Below are 2,398 nucleotides of genomic sequence, written 5' to 3'. Positions count from 1 at the left end.
TCGTCGATGTGGTATCTTTCTTCATGGCGTTGCTCTCCGAAGTGGATTCGACACCCCGAGCCTACCGGCTCAAGGCGGGCAACGCCGCCCCTTCAGAAGTTCAACATCGATCGGGACATCCCCGCGCCCCCAGCGCCGATTAACGTTGGGGCGCTGCCCCTGTTCAGGCTCATCATCGAAACGGGCGCTGTAAATCCCGCAAACTACAACGCCATGTGGATCCATGGGGAGGCCTTGCAGGGTGGGTCACGCAACCAGCTCGAACTGCCTCGCGGCGGTCACAGGTTTTTCGGTTTCCTGTTCACGCAATACGACTATCCCCACAATTTGACGATCGGGGAGCCGATTCTTCGCAGCGGCGCTCGCGCATGGAATGACCGCCGTCTGACATGGCACGGCAATAATCGTATGGAACGAATGAATTTGCCGACCGCCGCACAGGGCGGATTCGAGTATGCGGACACGGCCGTCATGTTTCGCCGTCTGGGGGACGGCTCATTCGAGCTGATTGTCACGCCGTGGGATTCAGACCTAGCGCGTTCCTGGCGGCAAGCCTCGGCCCAGCGGCAAACTCTATTTCGGCTCGGCACAGTCGCGACAAGCCGGATCGTTGGGCTGTTGTAGGAATAGGGACGAGCGGCAGAGCACGAGTCTGCTTTTCGCATGCCGTCAGGTCAGTGCATTCTGCCTTGTCCTGATCGATTCCGCCCAGTCGGCGAGGATTTTGATGTCCGTCAGAATATCGTCCGGTGGAGGAACGGCACCGTCCCGTGCCCGCGACGGATCATGTGCCTCCACGAGGTCACTGCATTTCTTGAAGTTCTTCCGAAAGGTTTCGACATCCGCGTCCTCGATGACCGTAACCCTCTTCAGATTCTTGGTGTCGATATAATCGCGGTGCCGGTGGATGACCCCGGCAAAGGCCACGTCTTCGAGACCGCGTTCCCACGTTGCCCTGAGCCGGTCATAAATCTTCACTGCGGCGTCTCGATATCCTTCTTCGTCATTCGCATCGTAGAGCTTGCGCGATTCCCGTGCTGCTTTTTCCAGCTTGTCGATCCGATCGCGGATGCTGGCGTGCTGCCAGGGCAGTCCCTCGCCGACCATGCCTGTGCCGGCAGGACTGCGCGACAGGCTGACAAGCTTCATGGGAAGACCCTCGCGGACACCTTTGTCGTGCAGGTCGTTCACAAACACCATGTCGTGGGTGAAGACGATGATCTGGCGCGTCTTGGATTCTTCGACCAGCCGCTCCGCCACTTTCTCGCGCCAGCGATGATCGAGCGATGTCACCGGGTCATCAAACACGAGCGCGGACTTATGGGACGCCGTTGCAAGCTCGGTGAGGAACGCAGCCAATGCCACGCATGTTTGCTCACCCTCACTCAAGACCATGTGGACCTTGGCTTTCGGGTTGGCAAAGAGGCGCACCTGATAGTTGGGGGAGCCGTACTGCCCGCCTGAACGCACGATTTCCACGCGCACTTTTTCCGCCGCGAGACGGACGATTTCTGACTGAAACTGGTCGCGCATCTTCGGGGTGATGACGTTATCGGCGATGTCGTTCCCCAGCTTGGTGATGGCGTTGGTTGCCGTGTCCGCGATGCAGGCGCGAAGAATCCGCAGATCGTCCAGGCGCTTTATTTCTTTCCTGGCGGTTTCGAGCAGGTCAGGGATGGCGGCCCGGTCCTTCAGGGAGTCACGTTCATGTATCAGTTTCTTGCGGCCATCCATGTCGCCGGCTTCATCAAGCTCCACGGCATAGGCTTCAAGCGCACCCGTCAGCTTCTCCAGTTCGGCCTTTGGTGAAGGCGAGAGCGGCGGCAGCACGAGCTCATCAGGAGACGAAAGCGCACGGAGGCATTTAAGGCGCCGCAAATCCGCACTGGCGACGAAGCGCAGGACGCTGCGGGCGAGGCTCGCATGTTGAAGAGCTATGCGCTGCCGCGCCTGCGCCATCACGCGCACATCTAGTTTCCGAAGCCTGAACGCTGCAAGGGCATCGGAGAATTCATGCTCCGCGCTTGCCGCCTGTGACTCGGCATCAGCCTGGATGAACGCCTCGAAACCTTCCATACGGCTTTTGGCTTCAGGGCTGAGCGTCTGATGGCAAAGGACGCACGCTTCGTCCTCCGCAGGCGGGAAGGGAGAGCCGGGATATGCCGTTTGTTCAGAATAGCGGCGCGCCGCCTCCCACAGAGTGCGCCACGTTTCCGCGCCGACACCCGGAATAGCAAGGCCATCGAACGTATCGTGCGCGGCGAGATTGGCCGCTGCCCGCCTGCTCCTTGCCGCATCGGCCAGTGCCTCGGAGCGTGTCAACGAATGTGAGACAGCCGGAGCGATAGATTAAGCTTGGAGTTGGAGCTTGTTGTTGGGCGGATTGATCCAGACGGCG

General features: G+C 59.9%; 1 protein-coding gene and 1 pseudogene. One reads left to right on the top strand and one right to left on the bottom strand.

Annotated elements, in window-relative coordinates:
• Positions 1-624: pseudogene (locus VQ044_RS24720) on the top strand (hypothetical protein); the annotation flags it as partial.
• A gap of 45 nt (positions 625-669) precedes the next feature.
• Here VQ044_RS24720 and VQ044_RS24715 read toward each other — a convergent pair.
• The gene (locus VQ044_RS24715) at positions 670-2,322 is read right to left on the bottom strand and encodes an AAA family ATPase (RefSeq protein WP_327650299.1); all 1,653 of its coding nucleotides are present in this window, start codon (positions 2,320-2,322) and stop codon (positions 670-672) included.
• Positions 2,323-2,398 lie beyond the last annotated feature (76 nt).

The organism is Aurantimonas sp. C2-5-R2, assembly GCF_036549495.1.
In the GTDB taxonomy this organism is placed as follows: domain Bacteria; phylum Pseudomonadota; class Alphaproteobacteria; order Rhizobiales; family Rhizobiaceae; genus Aurantimonas; species Aurantimonas coralicida_A.
The sequence above is the reverse complement of the archived record's forward strand: the minus strand, read 5'-3'. Positions and strand labels throughout refer to the sequence as shown.